Genomic DNA, 24,654 nt, shown 5'->3' with positions numbered 1-24,654 from the left:
GCCACGCCAGATGATGGAGGACGGAACTCATGCGCAGTTCGATTCGGGGACCCCGGAGAGCGACCCGTGCGGTCGCGGCTGTGGCCGTCGCATCCGCACTCGCCTTCACGGCGGCGTGCAGCAGCGACGGCAACGACAACGGGGGGAACGGCGGCGGTGGCAACGGCCACGGCGACGACCACACCTCTTCCATAGAACTGCCCGATCTCAGCGGCCAGTCCCTTGAGGTCGCGGCTGTGTGGACCGGGACCGAGCGCGACAACTTCGTGGCCGTCCTCAAGGAGTTCGAGGACCGCACCGGCGCCAAGGTCAGCTTCGTGCCCAGCAGCGACAACGTGTCCAACTTCGTGGGCACCAAGATCGAGGGCGGCGCCCCGCCGGACATCGTGATGGTGCCGCAGGTCGGCGTGCTGCACGAGTTCGCCGAGAAGGGCTGGCTGGCCCCGCTGGGCCCCTCCGTACAGGAGCAGCTCGACGCCAACTTCGGGCAGGGCTGGCAGGACCTGGGCGCGTACGACGGCGAGAAGTACGGGGTGTACGTCAAGGTCGCCAACAAGTCGCTGGTCTGGTACAACGCCAACTCCTTCGCCAACGCGGGCGCCACCGAGCCGACCAGCTGGCAGGAGTTCATCGACACCGCGTGGCTGCTGTCCGACTCGGGCACCACCCCGGTCTCGGTGGGCGGGGCGGACGGCTGGACGCTGACCGACTGGTTCGAGAACATCTACCTCTCCCAGGCCGGCCCCGAGGCGTACGACCAGCTGGCCGCGCACGAGATCCCGTGGACGGACGAGACCGTCACCAACGCGCTGACCACGCTCGGCGAACTCTTCGGCGAGGACGCCCTGATGGCGGGCGGCGCCTCCGGCGCGCTCCAGACCGACTTCCCGACCTCCGTCACCAACACCTTCTCGGACCTGGAGGCCCCGGCCTCCGGCATGGTCTACGAGGGTGACTTCGTGGCGGCGTTCATCGCGGGCAACACCAACGCGGTGGTCGGCGAGGACGCGCTGGTCTTCCCGTTCCCGGCGGTGGGTGACGGCGAGGCCCCGGTGGTGACCGCCGGCGACGCCGCCGTGGCGCTGTCCACCGACGGCACGGCCACCGAGGCGCAGGAGGCGCTGCTGGCGTTCCTGGCCTCCACCGACGCGGCGCGCATCTGGGCCGGCCCGGGCGGCTACCTCTCCCCCAACCACTCCCTCGAACTGGACGCCTACCCGGACGAGGTGACCCAGGGCATCGCGTCGGCGCTGATCGGGGCCGGTGACAACTTCCGCTTCGACATGTCCGACCAGGCGCCGGCTGCCTTCGGCGGCACCACCGGGCAGGGCATGTGGCAGGGCCTCCAGAACTTCCTGCGCGCCCCGGCCGACATCGAGGGCGCCCAGGAGTACCTCGAAGCCCAGGCCGTGCGCGCGTACGGCAACTGACGCGGGGCGGAGCTGACTTCACACCATGGCTTCCGCCAAGGCAGTGGCGGTCATCAGGGCTCGTCCCTGGGCCGTCGCCTGCTTTCTGCTGCCGGCGCTGCTGCTGCTCGGCGCGCTGGTCGTGTACCCCATCGGGTATTCGATCCAGCGCAGTTTCTTCGATGCTTCGGGCAGCAATTTCGTCGGGCTCGACAACTTCCAGGATCTCTTCACCAATGACGCCACCCGGAAGGCGCTCAGCAACACCCTGATCTGGATCGTGGTGGCCCCGGCCATCGCCACCGGGCTCGGGCTGATCTTCGCGGTGCTGACCGAACGCATCCGCTGGTCCACCGCGTTCAAGCTCGTGGTGTTCATGCCGATGGCCATCTCCATGCTGGCCGCCGGCATCATCTTCCGGCTGGTGTACGAACAGGACCCGGACCGCGGCCTGGCGAACGCCGCCCTGGTGACGGTGCACGACACCTTCTCCGACGGCGCCGCCTGGCCCGACGCCCGCCCCCGCCCCAACGGCGAGCTGGCGGCGCAGCCGGACGGCTCGTACCTGCTGGAGTCCCCGGTACGCGCCGGGGAACCGGTGCTGCTGCCACTGGTCGGCGTCAAGCCGGCCGCCGTGGCGGACGCGACCGACGCCGCGCCGGCCCCGGCCGACCCGGGCGCGGTCACCGGCACCGTCTGGCTGGACTTCGCACCCGGCGGCGGCGGAACCCCCGATGTCATCGACCCGGGCGAGAAGGCGCTGGCCGGGCTCAAGGTCGAGGCGGTACGGGAGGACGGCAGCGTCGCCGGCTCGGCCACCACCGGCGGGGACGGCACGTTCAGCCTGCCCGCCGAGGACACGGACGGGACCCAGCTGCGGCTGGCGGCCAGCAACTTCACCGCCGCGTACAACGGCGTGGAGTGGCTGGGCCCGACCCTGGTGACGCCCGCCATCATCGCCAGCTATGTGTGGATGTGGGCCGGCTTCGCCATGGTGCTGATCGCGGCCGGCCTCGCCTCCGTACCCCGGGAAACCATGGAAGCCGCCCGGATGGACGGCGCCAACGAGTGGCAGGTGTTCCGCCGGATCACCGTGCCGCTGCTGGCGCCGCTGCTCGCGGTGGTGCTGGTGACCTTGATGATCAACGTGCTCAAGGTCTTCGACCTGGTGTACGTCATCGCGCCCAGCTCGTCGCAGGCGGACGCCAACGTCCTCGCCCTTGAGCTGTACCGGTCGTCGTTCGGCGGCGGGGCCAACCAGGGACTCGGCAGCGCCATCGCGGTGCTGCTGCTGGCGCTGTGCATCCCGATGATGATCGTCAATGTGCGGCGGCTGCGAGAGGAGAAGAAGCGGTGAGCGCCACAACCGAACCGGCCGCCACGGCCGCCACCGTCGCCACGGCCGCGACCTCCCCCACAGGGCCGCCGAAGCCGTCCCTCGCCTCCCGCATCGGCACCATCGCCGGCGGCAGCGTCGTACGGGTGGTGCTGACCGTACTGGCGGTGCTGTGGCTGCTGCCCACGGCCGGACTGCTGGCCTCCTCCTTCCGGGACCCGCGCGACATCGCGTCCTCCGGATGGTGGGAGGCGCTGACCGACCCGGGACAGTGGACCGGGGCGAACTACAGCGCGCTGCTGAGCAATGACGCCTTTACGAGTTCGCTGTGGACCACCATCGCCATCACGGTGCCCTCCACGGTGCTGGTCATCGTGCTCGGCGCGCTGGCCGCGTACGCCTTCGCCTGGCTGGACTTCCCCGGCCGGGACTGGCTGTTCGTGCTGGTGGTGGCGCTGCTGGTGGTGCCGGTACAGGTGGCACTCATCCCGGTGGCGCGGCTGTTCAACACCCTCGGCATCTTCGAGACGACGGCGGGCGTGGTCATCTTCCACTCCGCCTTCGGACTGCCGTTCGCCATCTTCCTGCTGCGGAACTTCTTCGCGGAGATCCCGCGCGAGCTGCTGGAGGCGGCCCGCCTGGACGGGGCCGGCGAACTGCGGCTGTTCACCCGCGTGGTCATGCCGCTGGGCGGCCCGGCCATCGCGGCGCTGGGCATCTTCCAGTTCATGTGGGTGTGGAACGACATGCTGGTGGCGCTGATCTTCGCCGACTCCAGCTCCCCGCCCATGACGGTCGCCCTCCAGCAGGAGATGCGCCAGTTCGGCAGCAACATCGAAGTGCTGGCGCCCGGCGCCTTCCTGTCGATGCTCATCCCGCTGGCGATCTTCTTCGCCTTCCAGCGCCAGTTCGTCACGGGCGTGATGGCAGGCTCGGTGAAGTAGCCGGCGGAGTGGAGAGGGGGCCGTCCCGGTGGGACGGCCCCCTTCCTCGTGTGGGTCGCGTCAGAACGTGGCCGCCCGGGTACCGTCCCAGGACGCCCGCTCAGTGAAGGAGGCCCGTGTGGCCGACTACTTGACCGTACTGACGACGACCGATGACGCCGAGAGTGCCCAGGCGCTGGCTTCCAGTGCCGTGGAAGCCCGATTGGCGGCATGCGCGCAGATCGACGGGCCGATCACGAGTGTGTACCGGTGGCAGGGCGCGGTCCGCACGGACCCGGAATGGCGCGTGCTGTACAAGACCACGGTCGAACGCTTTCCGGAGCTGGAGGCGCAGATCAGGCGGCTCCACCCTTACGCCACCCCGGAAATCATCGCCACCCCGATCACGCACGGCAGCGCCGACTATCTGTCCTGGGTGAGCGAAGAGACCACCACGGACTGACACTCAGGCCGGGTGGGAGCGCAGGGGCCGCCACAGCCAGCGCAGGGCGTCCGGCAGCAGAACGCCCCCGTGGTTGGGGCTGTGTCCGCCGTCCCCCAGGACGAGCCGGAAGTCGTAACCGGCCTCGGCGAGGGCCGCCCCCACCCGCAGGTTCTCGGCGAGCCAGTTCCCCTGGGGCGCGTTCCAGCCGAGGTCGCGGTGGCCGGCTTGCAGGAAGACGCGGAGCGGCTTGCGGGGGGTGCGGGTGATGAGATCCGGGTACGGATTGCCGTCCGGCATCTGCGCGAAGCTGGACAGGTAGCCGATGACACGGCGGAACGCGTCCGGGCGCAGCCACGCGGCGGTCAGTGCGCAGTTGCCGCCGCTGCTGCCGCCGCAGATGCCCCACTGTTCGGGCGAGGTGGCGATGGCGTACCGCGCGGCGACCTGCGGGATGATCTCGGTGCGGAGGAAGGTGGCGTACCGGTCGTCGAAGGCGTCGTACTCGTTGTTGCGGTTCTTGGGATCGTCCGCGTCCGGGAAGACGCCCGGATCGACGAACACGCCGATGGTGACGGGGATGTCGCCACGGTGCACGAGGTTGTCCAGCACGATCCCGCCGCGTACCTCCCCGGCCGGGTCCAGATACCACCAGCCGTCCTGGAACACCATCAGCGACGCCGGTTCCGCCGGATCGTACCGGGCGGGCACATGCACCCAGAACGTCCGGAAGGTACCGGGGTAGACCGCGCTGTCCCGCCACTCGAACGCGATCGTCTCACCGGCGGGCACGCCCGGCCGGCGCACGGAATCGGGGCCATGGACGTAGCGCACGTCCAACTGGTCGACCGGAAGCGGCCGGTAGGGCATCTCGATGGTCACGGCCAGCAACGTAAGGCGATCACCATCCGTGGCCACAAGTGATTTTCCTCCAGCCGCGAATTCTTGAGACCACGATCGGCCCATGGCAGGCTCATGGCGCATGATCGACGAATTCGCCAAGGACCACCTGCACGGGAGACTGCGGCGGGACCGCGCGGCGCTGCTGTGGAAACTCGACGGCTTGTCCGCATACGACGCCCGCCGGCCGTTGACCGTGACCGGGACCAACCTCCTCGGCCTGGTCAAACACGTGGCCACCGTCGAGGCCAGATACTTCGGCGAGGTCTTCGGCCGCCCCTCCCCGGAACCGCTGCCCCGGTGGCAGGACTCCGACGGCAGCGACCTGTGGGCGGCCGGGGACGAGAGTCGCGATCAGATCATCGCGTTCTACCGGCGCACGTGGGAACACTCGGACGCGACGATCAACGAGCTTCCCCTCGACGCCCCCGGCCACGTTCCGTGGTGGCCGGAGCCTTACTCCAACACCAACCTGTTCGCCGTCATGGTCCATGTCCTCGGCGAATCCATCCGGCACACCGGCCACGCCGACATCCTCCGCGAATCCCTCGACGGCCGCACCGGCCTCCGCCCCGAACACGAGCAGCCGATCGACGAAGAAGCCCGCGCGGCCCACCGCGCGAAGATCGAGCGAGCCGCCGGGTCGGCCACACCCACCAAGGCTCAGAGGTCGTCCCACGTGATCACGGGGTGAACCCTTTCGGTCGACTCGGGTTCATGGAGGGGACGGAGCATGGCAGTGCGAACGGGGCCGGGTCAGGCGGTGGGCCGCAAGTGCTGCCGCGTCCATTCCTCGAAGCTGGTGAGTGGGATGCCGAGGTCCCTCGCGTACTGCGGGCGGCCCGGCTGGCCGGCCACGTTCAGCCACTCGTGGGTGGCGCCCATCGCCGGCATTCCGGCGGTGAGGGCCTCCTCCTCGGTCATGTCCGGCGCGGACAGTCGCGTGCCCAGAGCACGTGAGAGGACCTCCGCGATCTCCGTCATCGACAGATAGTCGCTCGCCAGTTCCAGTTCCACTCCGTCGAATCGCTCCGGCGCGGTGATGGCCGCGGCGGCTGCCCTGCCGATGTCGTCCGCCGCGACCAGGGACAGCCGCGTCTCGGGGCGCAGAACGCTCACCAGGCCGCCCGCTGTGCCGCGCGGGAACAGGAACGCCATGGAGGGGAGGAAGTTCTCCATGAAGAAGCCCGGCTTGAGAAGGGTCCAGTGGGGGAACCCGGCCGCGCGAACCCGGTCCTGGATCGCGCTCTTGGCGCCCAGGGTGGGTTCCATCGAAGCCCAGCGGCCTTCGGCCCAACCGGGAGTTTCGGTGTGCCGGCCGGCGCCGGTGACCGATGTGTGCACGAACTGCGGCACACCGGCGGCCTTCGCGCCCTCGATGAGGTTGACGCCCTGGGCCACCTCCCCTTCGAAATCGAAGCCTTCCGCGGTGATGGCGGGCATCTGCACGGAGAAGACGGCGCGGACGCCCTCGGCGGCCCGGATCACGGAATCGCGGTCGTGAAGGTCGCCGGTGACCAGTTCGGCGCCGAGTGCCTCGACGGCCTTGGCCCGGTCGGTGGCCGCGTCGCGCACCAGGGCGCGGACGGGAACACCCGCCGCGAGCAGCGCGCGGGCGGTGGCTCCGCCCTGCCTGCCGGTAGCGCCGGTGACCAGGACGGGTGCGGGATCTGTGGACATGGGGCTCCCTCGGGTTGCTCGCCGACTAAACGGCGGGGCCCGCCGTTTCTACTTCGGTACGATACGGCGGAGCCCGCCACTTATCAATCCTGGAGGTGACGCCATGCCCGAGCACCAGCGCGCGGACGCCCGACGCAACTACACGCGCATCCTCGCCGTGGCCGAGGAGGAGGTCGCCGCCCATGGCGCCGACGCCTCCCTGGAACAGATCGCCCGCACCGCGGGGGTCGGCTCAGCAACCGTGCGCCGACACTTCCCCACGCGCCGCGCGCTGCTGGAAGCCGTCTCCCGGAAACGGATCGAGGCCCTGTGCGTCCGTGCCCATGAACTGACCGGCAAGGGCGACAGCCGGAACGCGCTCCTGGAATGGCTTGCCGACGTCGTCGCCTACTGCGTCTCCGCCCGGGGGCTGGCGCCCGCACTGGCCTACGACGGCCCGGTGCACGAGAACAGTTGCTCGGCGGCACTGGAAGAGGCGGCAGACCCTCTGCTGCGCCGCGCCGTACAGGACGACGCGCTGGCGACAGGCGTCACGGTATCCGACCTGATCACGCTGATCGTCGGCATCACCCTGGCCACGGAGCACTACCCCGACCCGGCCGCCCAGGCGGACCGGCTGTTCCGGCTGGCCGTGGCTGGACTGAGTCCACAGAGCTGAACACGGCACACCACCGGCAGAACCGAGCACGGGCACTCACCACAGAAACAACGCGCTCGCAACGCCCGTCGGCCATGCCCGGCCCCGTCGGCGCCAGGCCGGGCGACTCACCGCGCAGCCGCACCCGGCGAAGCGTAGGCGTGGACGACAGGGCTCAAGGGGCAGGTGGTTCGGCGTAGTAGTCGGCCAGCATCTCGGACGGCCAAGCGGGCTGCCGGACTTCGCCCCGGGGCCCCATCTCGACGAACCACGGCTTGATGTCCAGCACCGGGGTACCGTCCACCGCGTCCAGGTCGGCCACATGCAGATCGAGGCCATCCACCTTGATCAACCGACACCGCGAAACCCCGAGCCAGTTCAGCCGGCGCATGTTGCGATGCGCGAAGATCCCACCCGCCGGCCACTCCGGGTTGTTCCTCGGGCGCCGAGGCTCGGGATGGAGGTCCTCCAGGTCTGTGAGGTGGAAGCGGAACACCACCTCAAGATGCGAGAACTCATCCAGCCCGACAACGGCGCCTTCGGTGAACCGCTCCGGATCGATGCGGATGATCGCCCGGCTGTCCCCCCAATAGTCATCGGTTGGTTCCGCCCGGCCTCCTACGACATGACCGACGGGAACGACCGTCATCTCCGCACTCACCAGGGGCCCTCCTTCAATACGCCTTATGCAGATTCGATTACGGGCCCCACTCGTGTGGGACCCATCAGGCCAGCAACAGGTCCCGCTGCCTGATCACGGGTGAACCCTTTCGGTCGACTCGGGTTCATGGATCGGACGGAGCATGGCGGTCAGGACGGGGCCGTCAACAGAGGGTTGCTGGACGCTGATTTCGCGGTACCCCCAGGCTTCGTAGAGCGCCTTCACCTTTCCATCCCCGGCAAGGGCGTTGACGAGAAGGGTGGTCTGTTCCTCGGGCCGTGCCGCCAGCAGTTCATCGTGGCCTCGCTTGGCGAGGCCACGGCCCCGCCAGGGGCGGCGCAGCATGCCCTCTTTGAGGGCGACAGTGGGTGTGCCGGCGCATCCGGCGGGCAGGGGCGTGGTCATGCGCTGCCACCAACGGTGCTCCGCATGGAGGGTGTTCACGTAGGCGTAGCCGATGGGCTCGGCGCCGTCGTAGCCGATCAGGACTTCCCATCCCGGTTCCGAGGCATGACGGGCCAGTTGTTCGGAATACCGAGTGGTTGAGTAGTGGGGTTCGTGGAGTCGATCCGCACGGACTTCGGCATAGACGTCGATAAGGGTGTCCATGATGCCCTCGGCATCACGGGTGCGACGGAACTCGATTCCGGTGGAGCTCATGAGGCCCCCTTCTGGCTCTCGCGGACGCATTCGTCCCAGTTACGGGTGGGCGTACTGGAGGGAGCGACGACATGCAGCAGGTCGCTGAATTCGCGCAACAATGGGCCGACGCGCGGGTGCCGGTCGCTGCCACTGGGGATGCTCAGGGCGGAGTTCACGGCGCTCTCCAGCTCGCCCTGACCGAGCTGGGCAAGTGCGAGTCGAGCGGTAACGATCGCGCGGTCGCGCTGCATGGCAGGGCGCAGCAGGGAGAGACCCCGGTGGGCGTGGCCCTCTGCTTCCTCGAAGTTACCGAGGCTGAAATGTGCGGAAAGGGCTAGGGTTTCCAGTTCGGCCCGATCACACACAGCAGCCATCCACACCGGGCGCTTCTCCGTAGCGTCTGCTCGTTCGAAGGCGTCCTGCGCGTAGCCGAGTGCTTGCCGGACCGCCTGAGAGTCGTTGGTCAAGCCTCGGATGGCGGCATGTCGGGCGTGGCCGAGACAGGCAAACATCGGGTCGTGGCGGGTGATGGGCAGGTTTCTGGCCACATCGTTGGCCGCAACAGCGTCTGCCGGGCGATTCATGTGGCGATAGAGACTTCCGGCGTGCGACCAGATACGGAACTGAATGGTCGAGTCGTTGGACATCGCCGCCAGACTCGATGCGCGGTGGAAGTGGCGCTGTGCGGCATCGAAGCGCCTACCATCGATGGCCGCCCACATGGCGCTTGAGGTAAAGGACGCTGCGCAGCCATACAGTGCTCCGCGCACACGTTGTGTCGCCTTCCCGTGGTTCTGAATCATCAGGGCTTCTTCGGCAAGTTCGGTCGCCTGATTTTCGACGGTCCGCCTGCCGCCGTATCGAAAATCGGTGGCGACCAGAGCGGCGAACTTGATTTGCAATCGCTCGACGTCACTCATGCCGAAGCGCTTTTGGGAGGCATAAGCGGGAGCCGTCGCAGCGGCGAGAGTTGCGGCGGCAGAAACGGTAATGAAGCGGCGACGACGCACTGAGTCCTCCGGCGGTGCGTGAGACGAGGAACCTCGACTCGAAATGAAACCCAGTGCTGCGACCGGGCAGTTGAATACTGCCTCCAGTGCGGCCCGCTGGCGCTCATGCGGCCAACGGGTTTTTCCGGTCAACCAATTGCGGACAGTGCGGTCGCTGACAGTTCCCTCGCGCCCGTCCGCTCGCAGATGGACATTTACCGCGTCGGCCAATTCCGTCTGAGTGAAGCCCGCTTCACTCATCCGCCCCTTGAGTGCACCGTTGCCTTCCACGTACTCAATGTAGCCGCCAGGCAACGCACGGCAAACTGGATCGCTTGAAAATTTCCGGTTGTACCGTCCGTAAGAAGCACAGACTTTTCCTCACGCTCCGTGGCAAAGCCTCGTTCACTGTTCAGGCGGGCGACGGGACGGGGCGGATCCTCACTCCGCAAGCCGTGTGCTCCCTCGACTGGAGGTGTGATGAGGAATCCGGTGCTGGTTGTCCACAACCAGAAGGTGTTTGGGCGGTCCTTGACCGCCGATGCGAGAGGTGTCGAGTGGTGGCGGCGGGAAGCCGGGGAGGTGGTGCGGGGGTGGGGGGCCGCGCCGGATGTTGTGGAGCTGGTGCGGCTGGGAGTGAGCGAACTGCTCTCCAACGTCCTGCGGCACGTGACGGAACACCCGCGCTGCTACCTGCGGATCGTGCTCATCGGCAGCGAGGTGACCGTGCAGGTCTTCGACCGTTCCGTACGGCTGCCGGTCATCGGCAAGGCACCCGACTGGGACGCGGAGGACGGCCGGGGCCTGTGGATGCTACGCGAGATGGCCGCCCGCTTCGGCTGCGAGCGGACCCGCCACCAGCACGGCAAGATCGTCTGGTTCAGCTGCGATCTCGCCGGGGACACGCGATGAACCGTGACGAGCCGAGGCTGGTGAAGGTAACGCTCGATGTCGCGTTGAGCCTGGTGAAGGCGTGGGACTACATCGAGGTCGGCGGCCGGCTGGAACGGGTCGAGTCGGTGACCGTGCTCCACAACGGCCGCCGCATCCACTTCATGCGCGGCGGCCGGCTGACGCTGAGCAGCGGCCGACTCGTACGGGTGACCCGAACGGTCCGGGAGAACGAGATACCGCAGGACGCCGTCCCGTTCGAAGGCCCGCGCGCATGACCGCCCCCACCCCCCTGGCCTGGCTGGTCGCCGAGGAGTTCACCGGCTGGACCCGTACCGGCACCTGCTCCATGTGCCAGACCGAGAACGTACCGGTGGTCTGGGCCGGATCCGTGGTGGCGTACGGCCGGTCCCGTCCCGTACGGGCCTGCGCCGATTGTCTGAACAGGCTCGCTCAGTTCGTACGTGGCGACGCGGCCGGGCCGTGCGGACCCACCCGGTACGCCAGCGGAACCTCCCAACTCCCGGCCCCCACCAAGACCCGCCCGACGACCGCCGACCGGGCCTTCCACACGATCACCCTCCTGGGCATCACCGCGATGGCAGCCAGCCTGCTGCACACGTGGTGGACCGTCCGCTGAACCGCCCGACAGAAAACAAGAGATCCCATCATCAGAGGAGGAACAGCATGAGTTCCGTGCTCACGCCCGCCCACGTTCAAGGGGATGGGCTACCTCAGCGCCCGTTCGGCCTGCGTACGGCGCGGCCCATCACCCCCGAGAACACGACCGTGATTCCGCACACCACCTACTGCCCCGAGCGGCAACTCGCGCTGACGGACGACGGCGTGCCGCTCATCACGGCCGCTGCCACCGGCACCGCGAAGGGCTCAACCGAGCAGACCAGGTGGGACATGCAGTGGTTTCAAGACGCCGTGGACGACAGCGATGTCGACGCGCCGGAAGAGGAGGAGTAGGGAATGACGGTCCTGGTGCTGACCCGCCAACTGGTGGAGAGTCCGGCCGATCTCGTCGTCCACGAGCTGAACCAGCGGGGTGTCCCCGTACATCGGATCGACCCGGGGGACTTCCCCGGGCAGGTGATGCTCTCGGCCCGCATCGGACCTGGACACCACGATTGGGTGGGCGGCTGGCGCGGTCAGCACCGGGAGCTTGCCCTCGACGAGGTCACGGCGGTGTATTACCGGCGCCCCAGTCCGCACGAGGTTGATCCCGCCCTCTCCGAGGATGACGCCACGTGGGCCCGCTCGGAGGCACGGGCAGCGTTCAGAGGCATCGTGCAGTCCTTGCGGTGCCGGTGGGTCAACCACCCACGGCACAACGTCATCGCGGACTCGAAACCACGCGCCCTGGCCACCGCCGCACAATGCGGGCTCCGCATTCCCCCCACCCTCATCACGAACGACCCCCGCGAAGCACAAGCCTTCGTCGTCTCTCTGCCGGACAGAAGGGTCGTGTACAAGCCCATCGCTCCCCAAGGACAACGGGCATTCAACGGAGAGGAGGCCGCAGTGTGGACGAGTCCCCCGCTGGGACCAGACGATCTCACCGACGAAATCATCTTCAGCGCCCACACCTTCCAGCAGTGGATCCCCAAGAAGCACGAGGTCCGGCTGACTGTCGTGGGAGGACGCCTGTTCGCCGGTGAGATCCACGCCCACTCGGACGAGTCCCGGATCGACTTCCGGCGCGACTACGACGCGCTCACCTACCAGGTGTGCACCATGCCGGACGACATCAGGGTGGGGGTGCAGCGACTCATGTCGGCCTTCGATCTGCGATACGCGGCGATGGACTTCCTCGTTGACCACGACGACATCTGGCATCTCGTCGATGTCAACCCCAATGGCCAGTACGGGTTCATACCCGAGCTGGCCCAGCCCATCGCCCACGCGATCGCCGATCTCCTGGAAGGAAAGATGTCATGACCGACACCGCCACAACCCGTGGCTTCGAAGCGTCACAACCCGCGCGACACCGGCTGACGCAGGAACTCATCTCCTGCGGCGCCCTCCGCAGCCCCGAGTGGATCTCCGCGTTCGAAGAGACGCCGAGGGAGGTTTTCACCCCGCGATTCGGCCGTCGTCTGGAGGGACAACAGGAGGAGACGTTCTACGAGCCGCGGGACGAAGGCTTCCTGGACGCCGTGTACGCCGATGACTCCCTTGTCACGAGGTGGGACACGAACGGTACGGGCATCAGCTCCTCCTCCATGCCCTCCCTCATGGCCATGATGCTGGAGGAGTTCCCGGTACGCGACGGCGACCGCGCCCTGGAGGTCGGCACGGGGACCGGCTACAACCTGGCCCTGCTGTGCCATCGCCTCGGCGCGGATAACGTGACCAGCATCGACATCGACCCGGAACTCACCGCGACCGCCCGGGAACGGCTGGCCGGCCTCGGGTACGAGCCGACCATCCTGACAGGCGACGGCCGGGATGAACTCCCCGCGTCCGGCCAGTTCAACGGGATCCTCGCCACCTGCGCCGTCCGCCGGATCCCCACCGAGTGGCTGCGGGCCACAGCCCCGGGAGCACCCATCGTGGTGAACATCGGCTCCGGCATCGCCTGTCTGAAAAGGACAGCCGACGGTGCGGCCGAGGGCACCTTCCTGGAAGAAGCCTATGGATTCATGGACGCTCGTTCCTCGCCGGACGAGTCGGCGAGGAGTGCGTTCAGGTACGTCGATCTGGTGCAGTCAGATCCCGAGACCAAGACCGTGATCCCCCTTCCCGACGAAGTCGGTGATCCGCATGACTTCGTGCGGCAAGTGGTCTTCGGCCACGCACAGGAGGTAGATCTCAACGAACCCGACGTGCTGTCCCTTCGGCTCGCCGAGAAAAACGGTCACCACACCTACTGCCTCGTCCACCCCGACTCCCTGTCGTGGGCCCGCATGACCCTGAACGGCCCCACCCTGACCGTCCAGCAGGGCGGCCCGCTGAGCGACCTCGCCTCCGGGCGCATCCGGCGACTCGCGGAGTGGGAGCGGGCCGGGCGGCCGGCGCCCGGTGCCTATCGGCTTCGTGTTGACGCCGATGGTCTGCACACGCTGTCGCGCGGTGACGGTGACGGTGACGCCAGGAGGGACTGGGTTCTGCCGCGCTGATGTCGTGGTCCCCTGCCAGGTCGGTGCCCGGGTTCTCGCCGCGCCGGCCTGGTGGCGTTGCTCCGAATGGAGGGACCCGGACGGTCATATCCCAGCGGTGCGGGGAATCCACTGGCGCTTGAGCGATTGTCGGATGGTCCGTGTATTGCTCCCTCGTCCGGTGGATGTGGTGCCGTGCCTCGCTTCAGCGTCATTGTGACCGTCCGCCAGGCGCCGCCCGAGCAGGTGCATGCCGCCCTCGTCTCCGTTCTCGGACAGCGGCTCGACGATCTCGAACTCATCGCCGTCGACGATGTCGCCTCCGGCGACAGCGACCAGGTCATCCGGGGGTACGCGGCCGTCGACCACCGCGTCGTTCGGGTGCGGCTGCCGTACCCGGGCGGGGCGGGGGCCGCCCGTAATGCCGGGGTGGAGCGGGCGCGGGGGGAGTACGTGCTGTTTCTGGACGCCGCCGCCCATGCCCTCGCCCCCGGCGCCCTGCCCGCCATGGACCGTCGGCTGCGGGCCACCGGTGACCCCGAGGTGCTGCTTTTCCCACTGCATGGCAGTACGCACCGCGCCCTGTACTGCCAGCAGCCCCCCGACGTCATGACCCTCGCCGGCCGCCCCGGCCTGCTGTGGCTGGACCCGGACGTCGCCGGTCGCGCGCACCGGCGGGAGTTGCTGAACCGGCTCGGGCTGCGGTTTCCGCCCGGCCATTACGCGGATCTGCCGTTCTCCCAGTCCGCGCTGCTCGCCGCCACGTCCATCGCCGTGCTGGATCGCGACTGCGTACGCCGTACGGCCGCGCCCGCCACCGGCCCGCACGGCCGGGAGCATCTCGACATCCTGCGCCAGTACGACCGGCTGTTCGAGCAGGTAACGGCGCCGCGCTGGCGGGCCCGGCTCTATCAGCGGATGCTGGCCGACCTCACCCAGCTCCACCAGCGGCCGGGACCGCTGCCGCCCGCCACCCGCGCCGAGTTCTTCCGGCAGGCCGCCGCGCTGTGCGCCCGGCACCGCACCACCGCCGGGGCCACCGCGCTCAGCGACGGCCGGGACCGTACCCGCAGCCTCCCCGTTCTCACCCGCCGGTTGCGCGCCGCCACCGCCCACGCCGTGCGGCGCGCCGTACGGTTCCTCCGGCCGCACGCCCGCGCGGGCGCCCGCCACCTGCGGGCCGCCGCGCTCCGCCTGCACTACCAGGTCCACCGGCACCGCCCCCTCCTCCCCGACCTGGCCGTGTTCCTGCCCGCCACCGGCGCCTACACCGGCCACCCCGCCGCCCTGGAGGCGAAGGCCCGCGCACTCGCCCCCCACCTCCGTACCGTCTGGGTGGCCGGCCCCGAACACGCCCCGCACCTCCCTCCGGACGGCCCGCGCCGCCTGCACCCGCACTCCCCCGCCGCCGCCCGCGCCCTGGCCCGCGCCCGCTATCTGATCAGCGACGCCCCGTTCCCCGACCCGGTGCCGCGCGCCCCCCGCGCCGGCCAGCAGCGGCTCCAGACCCACACCGGCAGCACCGTCGCCCGCCCCCCAAGCACCCCACTGCGGCAGATCGACTGCTGGACGTCCGCCCTGTCCGCCGGCCCGCACGCCACCCGCACCGCGCGCCGCGCGCACCCCGGCGCGTACACCCTGCTGGAGTATGGTTCCCCGCACGCCGACCGGCTGCTCACCGCCACCGCCGAGGACGTACGCGCCGCGCGCGCCCGGCTCGGGATCCCGCCGGGGGTGCTCGCCGTGCTGTACGCGCCGGTCGAGCGCCCGTACGAGCCGGCCCCGGCCATCCCGCACCTCGATGTGGCCGGCCTCGCCGCCCGCCTCGGCCCCGGTCATCTGCTACTGACCCGCGCCCCGCTCGGGCACCCCGCGCCCGGCGTACGCGAGGTGCCCGCCGCCGAACACCCCTCCCTCGTCGAGCTGTGCCTGGCCGCCGACGCGCTGATCACCGACTACCACCCCATCCTGTTCGACTACGCGCTGCTGGACCGGCCGATCGTCGTGCACGCCGCCGACTGGGCCGACTACCGCACCGCCCAGGGCGTCTGCCTGGAACTGCCGGACTGCCCGCCGGGACCGGTGACGCGTACCGAGGACGAACTCCTCGCCCTGTTCACCGACCCCGCCGCCCCGCTGTGGCACGATCCGGCCGGCGCCCGGCAACGGGCCGCGTTCCGGGCCCGGTTCAGCCCGGGGGACGACGGCCGGGCCGCCGAACGCGTCGTCCGCGAGTTCTTCCTCGACGGCCGCGCCCTCCCCCCGGTGACCCCGCCCGCCGACCGCCGTCCGCCCGCCTCCGGCGCGTACCCATCGCCCCGCCGCCCCGCCCCCGCCGCCCCCGACGCCGTCCCGGCCCGATAGGGCGGCGCGCCCCATGACCTCCCGTAGCGTCAGCGTCATCGTCATCGCCTACAACGACGCCGCCCACATCGCCGACGCGGTCCGCTCCGCGCTCGCCCAGGGCCCGGCGGTCGGCGAGGTGATCGCCGTCGACGACGCCTCCACCGACGCCACCGCCACCGTCCTGGAACGCCTCGCCGCCCGCGAACCCCGCCTGCGCCTCCTCCGCCACCCCGTCAACAGCGGCGGCTGCGGCACCCCCCGCAACACCGGCCTGGCGGCGGCGCGCGGCCGGTACGTCATGTTCCTGGACAGCGACGACATCCTGCCGCCCGGCGCCGTCGCCGCCCTGCTGACCGCCGCCACCGGGCACGCCGCACCGGTGGCAGCCGGGCTGTGCGTACGCCGTGAACTGCCCGCCGGCACCGAACGCCCGTGGCAGCCACAGCTGTTCGCCGCCCCGGCCGCGCCCGCCGTGTACGACCCGCCGCGCCGCCACCCCGGGCTGACGCACGACACGCTGTGCGTGAACAAGCTGTACGAGCGGGACTTCCTGCGCGCCCACCGGATCACCTTCCCCGAAGGCCGCTTCCCCTACGAGGACTTCGTGTTCACCGCCCGGGTACTGGCCGCCGCCCCCCGGCTCGCGGTGATCCCCGATCCGGTGTACGTGTGGCAGGTGCGCCGCCGCTCCGCCGCGCTGTCGATCTCCCTCGACCGGGGCCGCGTCGCGCACTGGGCCGGCCGGCTCGAAGCGCACCGGCAGGCCGTCGACATCCTGCGCACCGCCGGGGCGGAGCGGCTGGCGGCGGCGGCCCGCACCAAGTTCCTGGACCACGATCTGCCGCTGTACGTACGCGAACTCCCCTCCCGCAGCCCCGACTTCCAGCGCTGGTGGTGGTCCCTCACCCGCTCCCACCTGGCCGCCTTCACGCCGGCCGAGCTGGCCGTGGCAGCCCCCGTGCACCGCTGGCTGGCCGCCCTGCTGCTGGCCTCCCCGACCCCCCGTGAGCTGACCCGGATGGCCGCGCTGACCGCCGACCCGCCCCGGCTGCTGCCCCCGCTGGCCACCGCCGGCGGACACCCCGTGTGGTCCCCGGACCTGCCGGAGCTGCCGCTGGAGGGCCTGGCCGAGCTGCCCGTGGAGGCGCTGCCGCTCACGGTGGACGCCGAACTCACCGGGCCGGGCGCGTCCCCCGTGCTGCGGCTGCGCGTCCACGAGCTGTACGGGCGGCTGGCGGCGGCCGATGTCTACGGCGTGGACGTGGAGTTGTGGCATCGCGAGCGCGGGCGGCTCGGGCAGCGGCGCAGCGTGGCGCTGTTCCCGGCCGAGGACGGCGCGGGCTGGGTGGCCGCGCCCCGGCTCGATCTGGCGGCGCTGCCCGCCCCGGACTCCGACGGCCCGCTGACGGTGTGGGACATCAGGGCGGGCATCCGCTGCGCCCGGGGCCGGACCGTGGTCGCCGGGGTACGGCCGGTGGGTGCGGCGCCGCGCCGTACCGTACTGCCCAGCCGGCGGCACGGGCTGCTGCTGGTGCAGCCGTACACCACCTCGCACGGCGCGCTGGCGTTGCGGATCGCGCCGGGGGTGCGCGGCGCGACGGGGGTGGCGGCGGCCCGGCTGCAACGCGTGCAGCCTCTGCAACGTCTGCTGAAGACCTGACGGGCAGTCCGAAGGAGAAATGGAGCATCGGATGACAACCTTCCTGATCACCGGTGGAGCGGGCTACATCGGCGCCCACGTCGTACGGGCACTGCTGGCGGCGGGCGAGCGGCCGGTGGTGTACGACGACCTGTCCACGGGGGTACGGGCCCGGGTGCCGGAGGGGGTGCCGCTGGTGGAGGGCAGCACCCTGGACCGGGTACTGCTGGACCGGACCATCGCCCGGTACGAGGTGGGGGCCGTCATCCATCTGGCGGCGAAGAAGCAGGTGGCGGAGTCGCTGACGCAGCCGCTGCGCTACTACCGGGAGAACGTGCACGGGTTGCAGATCCTGCTGGAGGCGGTGCGCGGGGCGCGGATCGAGACGTTCGTGTTCTCGTCCTCGGCGGCCGTGTACGGGACGCCGGCCGATGACGGGGGGCTGGGGCTGGTGACGGAGGACACGGTGTGCGCGCCGATCAGCCCGTACGGCGAGACGAAGCTGATCGGCGAGTGGCTGGTGCGGGACGCGGGGCGGGCGCACGGGATCTCGACGGCCTGTCTGCGGTACTTCAATGTGGCGGGCGCGGCGGCCCCGGAGCTGGCGGACACCTCGGTCTCGAATCTGATCCCGATGGTGTTCGAGCGGCTGGAGGCCGGGCTGCCGCCGCTGATCTTCGGGGACGACTATCCGACGCCGGACGGCACCTGCGTACGGGATTACATTCATGTGGAGGATCTGGCGCAGGCCCATGTGGCGGCGGCGCGGGCGCTGGCGGAACAGCCGTTCGCGGGGGATCTGACGCTGAACATCGGGCGCGGGGAGGGCGTGTCGGTGCGCGAGATGGCGGTGGAGATCGGTCGGCTGACGCATCACGAGGCGCTGGTTCCGCAGGTGGTAGCGCGTCGGCCGGGTGATCCGGCGCGGGTGGTGGCGCGTACCGAGGCGGCGGCGAAGCATCTGGGGTGGAGCGCGCGGCGCGGAGTGCGGGAGATGGTGACCTCGGCGTGGGCGGGCTGGCGATTCACTCGGTAATTACGTAAAAGCATGTACGATCGGCCGTATGAGTGACTCCCTGGAGGAGCGTGTCGCGGCCCTGGAGCGCCGGCTCGCCGCGCTGGAGGGCACGGGCGGGGGCGGCTTCTGGGCGCTGGAGGGCCTGAAGAAGCAGCTCCCGCCGGACGGGCCGGGCGGTGTGCTGTTCACCGGCTCGGCCCGGCTGGCCACCGAGGAGTTCTACGAGTGGCAGTACGCGCTGACCACCGACGATCTGCTGGCGGGCGACTGGGAGCAGGCCGCCGAGTCCTTCGCGGCGCTCGGCCACCCCGTACGGATGCGGCTGCTGCGCGAGATCGCGCACGGCCGCCGTACCGTCGCCGAGCTGGCCGCGCTGGAGGGTCTGGGCACCACCGGCCAGATCTACCACCATCTGCGGCAGCTGACCTCGGCCGGCTGGCTGCACACCACGGGCCGGGGCCGCCACGAGATCCCGCCGACCCGGGTCATCCCGCTGCTGGTGGCGCTGGCCACCACCCGAAACCCGAGCTGAGGCGCGAGATACCCGTCATGAGCACCTTCCGTGTCATAGGCCCCGTCCTGTACCGCACCTGCTTCTGGGCGTTCCTCGCGCTGGCCGTACTGCGCGAGCTGTACGGCGTCTGGGGGTTTCTGCCCTGGGCCGCCCTGCTGGCCGGCGCCGCGATCCAGTACGCGGTGACCCGGCCGCCCCGGGGGCACGTGTACCCGGCGCCGGTGGAGGTGGCGGCGCCGGTCACCGGCCGCTGGCTGGCTCTCAACAGCCCGGCGGACAAGGTGCCCAGCCACGGCACGTACGGCTACGGGCAGAGCCACGCCATCGACATCGTGGCCGAACCGGCCGGGTCAGCCGAACCGGCCGGACCGGCCGAACCGGCCGAACCGGCCGAGGGCTCCCGCCCCGCCTTCGGCTGGTGGCCGCTGTCCCGCCCCAACCGCGACTTCCCGGCCTTCGGCGCCCCGCTGCTCGCGGTGGCGGAGGGCACCGTGGTCCGCGCCCGCGACCGCCAGCGCGACCACCGCAGCCGCAACTCCTGGCCGGCGCTGGTTCATCTGCTCGCCGAGGGCATCGTCCGCGATCTCCTGGGCGTCTCCCGGGTGCTCGGCAACCACGTGATCCTCGACCTGGGCGACGGCACGTACGCGCTCTACGCGCACGTCAAGAAGGGCTCCCTGCGGGTGAGCGAGGGCGACCGCGTCACCACCGGCCAGCTGCTGGCCGCGTGCGGCAACTCCGGCAACTCCACCGAACCCCACGTCCACTTCCAGCTGATGACCCACCCCGACCCGCACCGCGCCCAGGGCATCCCCTTCACCTGGACGGGCGTGGGCGTCCCGGCCAACACCGAGATCTTCACCGCCCCGCTGGTGCCGGCGACCGGAGATCCAGAGCGATCGGAAACGGCACCGGCCGGCTGAGCGTGTCCCGGAAAATACCGACGGGAACATACGTGCTGGTGGTTACGTCCAGCTCATAGACGTGGACAGCCGGGCCGCCCGGCTCCTCGTCCTCGATCCGCCAGTAGTGCGGAATCCCGGCCTCGGCGTACTTGCGCGGCTTGACCGTCCGGTCGCGGTGTGCCGACTCGGGAGAGACCACCTCCACCGCCAGCCGCACCTCCTCGGCGGCGAACCAGGTGCGGTCCGCCTCGTACCGGGCGTCGGCGACCACCAGGTCCGGCGCCAGTCGGTTGCGGGCGTCGAGCCGGACGGTCATCCATGACTCCACACGGAGCCCATCCGGGGCACACCGCCGCAGGGCGGAATCCACCGCGACCACCGTGTTGGCGTGCCAGGACCGCTGGGGGGTCAGCAGGAACACCAACGCCCCATGGATCAGTTCGGTGTGGCGCGGGGCTTCCGGAAGCTGGTCCAGGTCCTCGGCGAACCAGCCTTCTTCGTGGGGTGGGTACATCCAATCCGGCAGTTCGGTCATGTCACCACGGTAGTGATGTGACCGTCCCGGCAAACCCACTTGCCACAACCGGGACGGCGTGCTGAGCTGGTGCGTATGGAGTTCACCGAAGTGCTGGCCGAGGTCGGGGGGCGGTTGCGGCGGGTGCGGTTGGAGCAGGGGGTGACGCTGGCCGCGTTGTCGGAGGTGACCGGGATCTCCACCTCCACGCTGTCCCGGCTGGAGTCGGGGCAGCGGCGGCCCTCGCTCGAACTGCTGTTGCCGCTGGCCAAGGCGTTCCAGGTGCCGTTGGACGAACTCGTCGGCGCGCCGCCCGTGGGTGATCCGCGGGTGCGGCTGGCGCCGCGCCAGATCCAGGGCGGGCGTACCGTACTGCCGCTGACCGGCCGCCCCGGGCCGCTTCAGGCGTACAAGATGATCATCCCGGGCGAGCCCCCGAACCAGCCCCGCCCCGAGCAGCGCACCCACGAGGGCTACGAGTGGCTGTACGTTCTCACCGGCCGGCTGCGGCTGCTGCTCGCCGACCGGGATCTGGAGCTGGGCGAGGGCGAGGCCGCCGAGTTCGACACCCGGCTCCCGCACTGGTTCGGCAGCGCCGACACCCGCCCCGTCGAGGTACTGAGCCTCTTCGGCCCGCAGGGCGAACGCATGCACGTCCGCGCCCGGCCCAAGAACCGTTAGCCAGCCCTACTGACCCGCACCGTCCGTGCCGAACTCCATGGAGTACAGCCGGGCGTCCTCCCCCAGATAGCCGACCGTGACCCGGTCGCGGGTGACCGCCACCGCCGATGGGGTGCCGATCGCCGGCTGCGGGGCCGTCACCCACGGGGACGGGGAGACCGCCACCGCCACCCGGCCCGCCTCGTCGCGCACCGCGAGCAGCGCGCCGGACGACTCGGCCGCCGGGCCGTACCCCACCCCGCCGGGCAGCTCCGTCACCTTCGGCTGCCCGCCCTCCACACCGTCCACCACCGCCGTTTGCAGCACTCCGGTGCCGGGCTGCCGGAAGTACAGCTGCACCCCGGCCCCCGACCGGCGTGCCGTCAGCGGCCCGGTGACGGCCGGCAGTCCGGCGTCCACCGGCGCGCCGAAGCCGCCGTCCGCGCCCTGCCGCCACAGCAGCACCTTCTCGTGGGTGGCGGCCAGGATCCGGATCCGGCCGTCCCCGCCGGTCACCGCCACCGGGCGGCTCGCCGCGTTGACGCCGCCCAGGTCCGTCCACGCGCCCCACGCCCCGCTCGCCGGATCGAGCGTGCGGGCGCTGAGGCCATGCCCCTTGTTGCGCGCCGCGACGACCACCCGGCCCGCGTCGTCCACGCCCACCGCCGGCGGCAACAGCTGCCAGCTCGCCTCGTGGTCGCCGCCGTTCGGCGCGCCCAGCACCTCCCACTCGCCCAGGTCCACCGACCGCACCACCTCGCGCCGGTACCCGGCGTCACCCGGCGCGCCGCCGACCGTACGGGTCGCGTACACCGCGGGCCGCCCGTCCGGGTGACGCACCAGGACGAAGCCCCCGTCGATGCCCGCCCCGGGCAGCAGTTCGGGGCCGGCCCACTCCGCAGGGGATACCCCATGCCACACCGCGAGCCGCCCGCCGAGCACCGCGCAGGCCAGCAGCCCGCCGTCGTCAAGACGGTGCAGCCAGTCGGTGCTCATCTCGCGCGGGTCGCGCAGGGTGGGCAGCCAGCGCAGGTCGGGGGTGGCGCCGGTCTTGTAGTCGCCGCAGCCGTCCGCGTCGCCGCAGGTCGCGCCGACCCCGCCGTAGATGTGTAGGGTGCGTGCCTTGGCCTCGACGGCGGCCGGGCTCAGCGTCGGCGGCAGGGTCCCGCTGCGGTAGCCGAGGTAGCTCTGCGCGCTGAAGTACGCGGGGTCCTCCGCCGCGTACCGCTCCAGCGCCAGCTGGGTGAACCTCGCCCCGTACGTGTGGTCCTGGTGGTCGGAGTACACCTTCTTGCCCGGCCGCCGGTCCGGGGTCGGGTCCTGGAACCGTACGTGGCTGGGCGCCGAGGTGCGCAGCAGCCCGGTGAGGGTGGCGGTCAGCTGGTCGGCGGTCACCGTGAAGTCCTCGCCGACCACGCCGCCGCGCGCCCGCAGCGAGCCGAGCCGGCCGACCTGGCCGCGCCACAGTCCGCGCAGCGAGTCGGGCACCTCGTCGGAGACCTTGCGGGCCTCGCGCAGCTGAAGCCAGATCAGCCGCACCGAGGGGCGCGCCAGCAGGGTGTCGCGCTGGACGGGGAAGCCGCCGGCGGTGGGCAGCACCGTGGACTGCCAGGGGCTGTCGCGGTCGCCGGTGGCCATGTGGGCGTACGCGGCGCGCAGTCCGTTCTGCCGGGCGCGCGCGAAGCGGTCGTGCCCGATGCTGGGGGAGGGCCGGCCGGGGCCGCCGTTGCCGTTGACGCCGTTGGACTCGCCGGAGGTGAGGATGACGGTGGTGAGCGCGGCCCCGGTGCGCAGCGTGCCGCTGAGGTCGGGGTTCATGAAGTACAGGTCGTCGTCCGGGTGGGCGATGAACTGCATGACCGAGGCCGGCCGCGCGGCCGGGTCCGTACCGTCGCCGTGCCCGCTCCCGGGGGTGGTCCGCAGGGCCTCGATGAGGGTGGCGGCCCCGAGGACGGACGCGAGCCCGCCCCCGATCAGGGCGCGGCGGGACAGCACGGTCATGGAGCGGGTTCCTCGCGGGGACGGGGACGGGGACGGGGCAGCAGGATGCGCCGGGACACCAGATAGGTGAAGGGTACGGCGCCGGCCGCGGCGAGCAGCGGGGCGGTGGTGCTGTTCAGCCCGGCGCCGCTGACCAGCAGATACAGGCCGGCGCTCTGGGCGAGGTAGTTGGTGAGCTGGGTCAGCGGGAAGAGGGCGAACTTCCGCCAGCTGGGGCGGGTGCGGTAGGTGAAGTAGGTATTGAGGAAGAAGGAGCCGACCATGCTGGCCAGGTAGGCGAGGGTGAAGGCGGAGAAGTACGGCAGCAGGCGGTGCAGCGGCAGGTAGCACAGGTAGAAGGTGCCGGTGTTGACGGCGCCGATGAGGGCGAAGCGGCTGAACTGCGCCAGCTGGGCCCGCCGCGCCGCCTTCACCGTTCGAAGTCCTCGACGGGTGCCGGGTCGGGGGCCGGCCGTTCCGGGGCGCGTACCTCGCCGCTCTCCTTCACCAGGTAGTGCGGGCGGCGCTTGGTCTCGTAGTAGATGCGCCCGATGTACTCGCCGATCAGCCCGAGCATCAGCATCTGGAGCCCGCCGAGCCCGGCGATGATGGCGACCAGGGTGACGTACCCGGGGACGGTGACCCCGCCGCCCACCGCCGTGGCGATCACCCAGCCGGCGTACCCGGCGGCCAGCGCCGCCAGCGCCAGGCCGGTGTAGATGGCGGCGCGCAGCGGCCGGTTGTTGAAGGAGATCAGGCCGTCCATGCCGTAGTTGAGCAGCGAGCGGAACCGCCATTTGCTGCCGCCGCCGCCCTGCCGCGCGGCGTCCCGGCAGTCGAAGGTGACGGTGTCGAAGCCGATCCAGGAGAAGAGCCCCTTGGAGAAACGGTTGTTCTCCGGCAGCGACAGCAGCGCGTCCACCGCCGCCCGGGACAGCAGCCGGAAGTCGCCGACGCCGCTGGTGAGCCGGACGTCCACCCAGCGGTTGACGGCCCGGTAGTACAGCCGGGAGAGCAGTCCGCGCACCGCCTTGTCGCTGGACCGGTCGCGTTTGGCCACCACCTGGTCATGGCCGCGGTCGTGCAGTTCCAGCATGTGCCCGATCAGCTCGGGCGGATGCTGGAGGTCGGCGTCCATCAGCACCACCGCGTCGCCCCGTGCCGCGCGCAGTCCGGCGAGCATCGCGGCCTCCTTGCCGAAGTTGCGGCTGAAGGAGAGATAGCGGGTGTTGGCGGGGTGTTCGACGCGCAGCGCGCGCAGCCGGGTGAGGGTGTTGTCGGCGCTGCCGTCGTCCACGTAGCACAGCTCGTACGTGATGGGGAGGCGGTCCAGGCTGGCCCGCAGCTGCTGGTCGAAGCGGTCGATGACGGCCTCTTCGTTGTAGCAGGGGACAACGACGGACAGCTTCATGCGGCCCAGCTTCCTTCCGGGAATCCGGCATCTCCCTCATCTCCCGCACA

At 70.7% G+C, this 24,654-nt stretch carries 27 protein-coding genes; 18 read left to right on the top strand and 9 right to left on the bottom strand.

What is annotated here, in order from left to right; genetic code table 11:
• Window positions 1-29: 29 nt before the first annotated feature.
• The 4 genes from AC5WRL_RS14370 (at window position 30) to cutA (ending at window position 4,131) form a co-directional block, all read left to right on the top strand.
• Window positions 30-1,430 (top strand): ABC transporter substrate-binding protein, encoded by a 1,401-nt coding sequence (locus AC5WRL_RS14370; RefSeq protein WP_496088885.1) that lies wholly within the window; start codon window positions 30-32, stop codon window positions 1,428-1,430.
• A 25-nt stretch (window positions 1,431-1,455) separates the two neighbouring features.
• Window positions 1,456-2,766: a carbohydrate ABC transporter permease gene (locus AC5WRL_RS14365; RefSeq protein ID WP_496088884.1), complete on the top strand. Its 1,311-nt coding sequence runs from the start codon at window positions 1,456-1,458 to the stop codon at window positions 2,764-2,766.
• A complete protein-coding gene (locus AC5WRL_RS14360; protein WP_496088883.1) occupies window positions 2,763-3,689 on the top strand; it encodes a carbohydrate ABC transporter permease in 927 nt (308 codons plus the stop codon). Before AC5WRL_RS14365 ends, AC5WRL_RS14360 begins: the two co-directional genes overlap by 4 nt.
• 118 nt (window positions 3,690-3,807) lie before the next feature.
• Window positions 3,808-4,131, top strand: coding sequence for a divalent-cation tolerance protein CutA (gene cutA / locus AC5WRL_RS14355; RefSeq protein WP_496088882.1), 324 nt, complete (start codon window positions 3,808-3,810; stop codon window positions 4,129-4,131).
• A gap of 3 nt (window positions 4,132-4,134) precedes the next feature.
• Here cutA and AC5WRL_RS14350 read toward each other — a convergent pair whose 3' ends face one another.
• Window positions 4,135-4,992, bottom strand: coding sequence for an alpha/beta hydrolase (locus AC5WRL_RS14350; RefSeq protein WP_496088881.1), 858 nt, complete (start codon window positions 4,990-4,992; stop codon window positions 4,135-4,137).
• Between the two features lie 100 nt (window positions 4,993-5,092).
• On the opposite strand from AC5WRL_RS14350, the gene AC5WRL_RS14345 reads away from it, so the two are divergent.
• On the top strand, window positions 5,093-5,704 hold the full coding sequence (locus AC5WRL_RS14345) for a DinB family protein (RefSeq protein WP_496089151.1): 612 nt from the start codon (window positions 5,093-5,095) through the stop codon (window positions 5,702-5,704).
• A 62-nt stretch (window positions 5,705-5,766) separates the two neighbouring features.
• Here the strand turns inward: AC5WRL_RS14345 and AC5WRL_RS14340 are convergent, their stop codons facing one another.
• On the bottom strand, window positions 5,767-6,690 hold the full coding sequence (locus tag AC5WRL_RS14340) for an NmrA family NAD(P)-binding protein (protein WP_496088880.1): 924 nt from the start codon (window positions 6,688-6,690) through the stop codon (window positions 5,767-5,769).
• A 103-nt stretch (window positions 6,691-6,793) separates the two neighbouring features.
• Between AC5WRL_RS14340 and AC5WRL_RS14335 the strand changes: the two genes are divergently transcribed.
• Window positions 6,794-7,348, top strand: coding sequence for a TetR/AcrR family transcriptional regulator (locus AC5WRL_RS14335; protein ID WP_496088879.1), 555 nt, complete (start codon window positions 6,794-6,796; stop codon window positions 7,346-7,348).
• A 154-nt stretch (window positions 7,349-7,502) separates the two neighbouring features.
• Here the strand turns inward: AC5WRL_RS14335 and AC5WRL_RS14330 are convergent, their stop codons facing one another.
• From AC5WRL_RS14330 to AC5WRL_RS14320, 3 genes are all read right to left on the bottom strand, one after another.
• On the bottom strand, window positions 7,503-7,988 hold the full coding sequence (locus AC5WRL_RS14330; RefSeq protein ID WP_496088878.1) for an SAM-dependent methyltransferase: 486 nt from the start codon (window positions 7,986-7,988) through the stop codon (window positions 7,503-7,505).
• A 93-nt stretch (window positions 7,989-8,081) separates the two neighbouring features.
• Complete coding sequence (locus tag AC5WRL_RS14325) at window positions 8,082-8,648, bottom strand: GNAT family N-acetyltransferase (RefSeq protein ID WP_496088877.1); 567 nt, start codon at window positions 8,646-8,648, stop codon at window positions 8,082-8,084.
• The gene (locus AC5WRL_RS14320; RefSeq protein WP_496088876.1) at window positions 8,645-9,910 is read right to left on the bottom strand and encodes an NsdA family TPR-like regulatory protein; all 1,266 of its coding nucleotides are present in this window, start codon (window positions 9,908-9,910) and stop codon (window positions 8,645-8,647) included. Before AC5WRL_RS14320 ends, AC5WRL_RS14325 begins: the two co-directional genes overlap by 4 nt.
• Window positions 9,911-10,150: 240 nt before the next feature.
• On the opposite strand from AC5WRL_RS14320, the gene AC5WRL_RS14315 reads away from it, so the two are divergent.
• The 11 genes from AC5WRL_RS14315 (at window position 10,151) to AC5WRL_RS14265 (ending at window position 20,057) form a co-directional block, all read left to right on the top strand.
• Complete coding sequence (locus AC5WRL_RS14315; protein ID WP_496088875.1) at window positions 10,151-10,531, top strand: ATP-binding protein; 381 nt, start codon at window positions 10,151-10,153, stop codon at window positions 10,529-10,531.
• Window positions 10,528-10,788 carry a hypothetical protein gene (locus tag AC5WRL_RS14310; RefSeq protein WP_496088874.1) on the top strand — a complete coding sequence of 87 codons (261 nt, stop codon included), beginning with the start codon at window positions 10,528-10,530 and terminating at the stop codon, window positions 10,786-10,788. The genes AC5WRL_RS14315 and AC5WRL_RS14310 overlap by 4 nt, the downstream gene beginning before the upstream one ends.
• The gene (locus AC5WRL_RS14305) at window positions 10,785-11,150 is read left to right on the top strand and encodes a hypothetical protein (RefSeq protein ID WP_496088873.1); all 366 of its coding nucleotides are present in this window, start codon (window positions 10,785-10,787) and stop codon (window positions 11,148-11,150) included. Before AC5WRL_RS14310 ends, AC5WRL_RS14305 begins: the two co-directional genes overlap by 4 nt.
• A gap of 47 nt (window positions 11,151-11,197) precedes the next feature.
• A complete protein-coding gene (tgmA, locus tag AC5WRL_RS14300; RefSeq protein WP_496088872.1) occupies window positions 11,198-11,485 on the top strand; it encodes a putative ATP-grasp-modified RiPP in 288 nt (95 codons plus the stop codon).
• 3 nt (window positions 11,486-11,488) lie between these two features.
• Complete coding sequence (gene tgmB / locus AC5WRL_RS14295; RefSeq protein ID WP_496088871.1) at window positions 11,489-12,457, top strand: ATP-grasp ribosomal peptide maturase; 969 nt, start codon at window positions 11,489-11,491, stop codon at window positions 12,455-12,457.
• A complete protein-coding gene (locus AC5WRL_RS14290) occupies window positions 12,454-13,638 on the top strand; it encodes a methyltransferase domain-containing protein (RefSeq protein ID WP_496088870.1) in 1,185 nt (394 codons plus the stop codon). The genes tgmB and AC5WRL_RS14290 overlap by 4 nt, the downstream gene beginning before the upstream one ends.
• 174 nt (window positions 13,639-13,812) lie before the next feature.
• Window positions 13,813-15,981: a CDP-glycerol glycerophosphotransferase family protein gene (locus AC5WRL_RS14285; protein ID WP_496088869.1), complete on the top strand. Its 2,169-nt coding sequence runs from the start codon at window positions 13,813-13,815 to the stop codon at window positions 15,979-15,981.
• Between the two features lie 13 nt (window positions 15,982-15,994).
• The gene (locus AC5WRL_RS14280; RefSeq protein ID WP_496088868.1) at window positions 15,995-17,623 is read left to right on the top strand and encodes a glycosyltransferase; all 1,629 of its coding nucleotides are present in this window, start codon (window positions 15,995-15,997) and stop codon (window positions 17,621-17,623) included.
• Between the two features lie 31 nt (window positions 17,624-17,654).
• Entirely contained in the window at window positions 17,655-18,638 is a 984-nt protein-coding gene (gene galE / locus AC5WRL_RS14275) for a UDP-glucose 4-epimerase GalE (protein ID WP_496088867.1), read from the top strand.
• 28 nt (window positions 18,639-18,666) lie between these two features.
• Window positions 18,667-19,152 (top strand): ArsR/SmtB family transcription factor, encoded by a 486-nt coding sequence (locus AC5WRL_RS14270; protein WP_496088866.1) that lies wholly within the window; start codon window positions 18,667-18,669, stop codon window positions 19,150-19,152.
• A 17-nt stretch (window positions 19,153-19,169) separates the two neighbouring features.
• On the top strand, window positions 19,170-20,057 hold the full coding sequence (locus tag AC5WRL_RS14265; protein ID WP_496088865.1) for a M23 family metallopeptidase: 888 nt from the start codon (window positions 19,170-19,172) through the stop codon (window positions 20,055-20,057).
• Here the strand turns inward: AC5WRL_RS14265 and AC5WRL_RS14260 are convergent.
• A complete protein-coding gene (locus AC5WRL_RS14260; protein WP_496088864.1) occupies window positions 19,993-20,574 on the bottom strand; it encodes a Uma2 family endonuclease in 582 nt (193 codons plus the stop codon). The two genes, AC5WRL_RS14265 and AC5WRL_RS14260, sit on opposite strands and share 65 nt — an antisense overlap.
• 75 nt (window positions 20,575-20,649) lie before the next feature.
• Between AC5WRL_RS14260 and AC5WRL_RS14255 the strand changes: the two genes are divergently transcribed.
• Entirely contained in the window at window positions 20,650-21,234 is a 585-nt protein-coding gene (locus AC5WRL_RS14255; RefSeq protein WP_496088863.1) for a helix-turn-helix domain-containing protein, read from the top strand.
• A gap of 6 nt (window positions 21,235-21,240) precedes the next feature.
• On the opposite strand, the gene AC5WRL_RS14250 is transcribed toward AC5WRL_RS14255, so the two are convergent.
• The 3 genes from AC5WRL_RS14250 to AC5WRL_RS14240 are packed head-to-tail and all read right to left on the bottom strand — an operon-like array spanning window position 21,241 to window position 24,604.
• Window positions 21,241-23,214 (bottom strand): PIG-L family deacetylase, encoded by a 1,974-nt coding sequence (locus tag AC5WRL_RS14250; RefSeq protein ID WP_496088862.1) that lies wholly within the window; start codon window positions 23,212-23,214, stop codon window positions 21,241-21,243.
• A complete protein-coding gene (locus AC5WRL_RS14245) occupies window positions 23,211-23,627 on the bottom strand; it encodes a GtrA family protein (protein ID WP_496088861.1) in 417 nt (138 codons plus the stop codon). The genes AC5WRL_RS14250 and AC5WRL_RS14245 overlap by 4 nt, the downstream gene beginning before the upstream one ends.
• Window positions 23,624-24,604, bottom strand: coding sequence for a glycosyltransferase family 2 protein (locus AC5WRL_RS14240; RefSeq protein ID WP_496088860.1), 981 nt, complete (start codon window positions 24,602-24,604; stop codon window positions 23,624-23,626). Before AC5WRL_RS14240 ends, AC5WRL_RS14245 begins: the two co-directional genes overlap by 4 nt.
• Between the last annotated feature and the right edge of the window lie 50 nt (window positions 24,605-24,654).

Source organism: Streptomyces sp. NTD107, assembly GCF_059510435.1.
Note: the sequence above shows the minus strand (reverse complement) of the source record. Positions and strands in the feature narration are given on the sequence as shown.

Excerpts from the sequence above, each read along its gene's own strand:
- AC5WRL_RS14370 (WP_496088885.1), top strand. The coding sequence starts at position 30 with ATGCGCAGTTCGATTCGGGGACCCCGGAGAGCGACCCGTGCGGTCGCG.
- AC5WRL_RS14365 (WP_496088884.1), top strand. The coding sequence starts at position 1,456 with ATGGCTTCCGCCAAGGCAGTGGCGGTCATCAGGGCTCGTCCCTGGGCC.
- AC5WRL_RS14345 (WP_496089151.1), top strand. The coding sequence starts at position 5,093 with ATGATCGACGAATTCGCCAAGGACCACCTGCACGGGAGACTGCGGCGG.
- AC5WRL_RS14340 (WP_496088880.1), bottom strand. The coding sequence starts at position 6,690 with ATGTCCACAGATCCCGCACCCGTCCTGGTCACCGGCGCTACCGGCAGG.
- AC5WRL_RS14335 (WP_496088879.1), top strand. The coding sequence starts at position 6,794 with ATGCCCGAGCACCAGCGCGCGGACGCCCGACGCAACTACACGCGCATC.
- AC5WRL_RS14325 (WP_496088877.1), bottom strand. The coding sequence starts at position 8,648 with ATGAGCTCCACCGGAATCGAGTTCCGTCGCACCCGTGATGCCGAGGGC.
- AC5WRL_RS14310 (WP_496088874.1), top strand. The coding sequence starts at position 10,528 with ATGAACCGTGACGAGCCGAGGCTGGTGAAGGTAACGCTCGATGTCGCG.
- AC5WRL_RS14305 (WP_496088873.1), top strand. The coding sequence starts at position 10,785 with ATGACCGCCCCCACCCCCCTGGCCTGGCTGGTCGCCGAGGAGTTCACC.
- tgmA (WP_496088872.1), top strand. The coding sequence starts at position 11,198 with ATGAGTTCCGTGCTCACGCCCGCCCACGTTCAAGGGGATGGGCTACCT.
- tgmB (WP_496088871.1), top strand. The coding sequence starts at position 11,489 with ATGACGGTCCTGGTGCTGACCCGCCAACTGGTGGAGAGTCCGGCCGAT.
- AC5WRL_RS14290 (WP_496088870.1), top strand. The coding sequence starts at position 12,454 with ATGACCGACACCGCCACAACCCGTGGCTTCGAAGCGTCACAACCCGCG.
- AC5WRL_RS14280 (WP_496088868.1), top strand. The coding sequence starts at position 15,995 with ATGACCTCCCGTAGCGTCAGCGTCATCGTCATCGCCTACAACGACGCC.
- galE (WP_496088867.1), top strand. The coding sequence starts at position 17,655 with ATGACAACCTTCCTGATCACCGGTGGAGCGGGCTACATCGGCGCCCAC.
- AC5WRL_RS14270 (WP_496088866.1), top strand. The coding sequence starts at position 18,667 with ATGAGTGACTCCCTGGAGGAGCGTGTCGCGGCCCTGGAGCGCCGGCTC.
- AC5WRL_RS14265 (WP_496088865.1), top strand. The coding sequence starts at position 19,170 with ATGAGCACCTTCCGTGTCATAGGCCCCGTCCTGTACCGCACCTGCTTC.
- AC5WRL_RS14260 (WP_496088864.1), bottom strand. The coding sequence starts at position 20,574 with ATGACCGAACTGCCGGATTGGATGTACCCACCCCACGAAGAAGGCTGG.
- AC5WRL_RS14255 (WP_496088863.1), top strand. The coding sequence starts at position 20,650 with ATGGAGTTCACCGAAGTGCTGGCCGAGGTCGGGGGGCGGTTGCGGCGG.
- AC5WRL_RS14250 (WP_496088862.1), bottom strand. The coding sequence starts at position 23,214 with ATGACCGTGCTGTCCCGCCGCGCCCTGATCGGGGGCGGGCTCGCGTCC.
- AC5WRL_RS14240 (WP_496088860.1), bottom strand. The coding sequence starts at position 24,604 with ATGAAGCTGTCCGTCGTTGTCCCCTGCTACAACGAAGAGGCCGTCATC.